This is a genomic window from Haematobacter genomosp. 1 (assembly GCF_002196855.1).
Lineage (GTDB): Bacteria > Pseudomonadota > Alphaproteobacteria > Rhodobacterales > Rhodobacteraceae > Haematobacter.
On record NZ_NIPW01000056.1, the window covers coordinates 1 to 627 of the forward strand.

Annotated in this window: 1 protein-coding gene; it reads right to left on the reverse strand. The window is 66.7% G+C overall.

Annotation, left to right across the window (positions count from 1 at the left end; all coding sequences use genetic code 11):
• Positions 1 to 133 precede the first annotated feature (133 nt).
• Positions 134 to 627: hypothetical protein (locus tag CDV49_RS20595; protein WP_179209272.1), on the reverse strand; the 494-nt coding region annotated here is incomplete at its 5' end.

A 627-nucleotide genomic window follows, 5' to 3' on the forward strand; every position in this document is an offset into this window, starting at 1 on the left:
CCGTCCACATCGCCAGAGAACAGGCCCTTGCGCTCGACCGTGCGGACATAAGGCATCTCAAATCCGTTTTGAGATAGTTCGCGGCGGGTCGGGTCTTCCATCGCTGCGGCAATGGCAACGAGGGTGCGGCGCTTCATGACCGGGCCTCCCCGTGCCGCGTCTCGACAGCCGCCACCCGATCCTCCACGCGGATCCAAGGATTGTGGCCATCAGGCATGAGACAGTCCCGCCCCGGCAAGTCATCCGTTCCGGCAAGGCCGTCGAGAAACCCGGCCACGGAATAGAGGCAGCGCAGGGCCGCGCGGTAGTCCTCTCCTGCGGCGAAGCTGTCGGGAACCCTCCCCCCGCTGTGCATGGCGTCGAGACGGCAGACGGCTTCCGCCAGTTGATAGCGGCACCCGTCCAGCGACTTCGCCCGGTGACAGGCCAGCGCGGCGCGGAGCATCTGCGTCCGGTCGTAGGCGTGAAGCTTCTGGTCGTCGTGGTAGAGTTCCGCTGTCGGGCTGGAACAGGGGGCGAGGTCCAGCTCATGCTCGCGGGCGAGCGTCATCGCCAATGCCCGGCCAATGCGGGCAGGCTCGCAGCCCTCGGAGACAAGCTCCGGCTCATATCGCATGGTCATGCCGC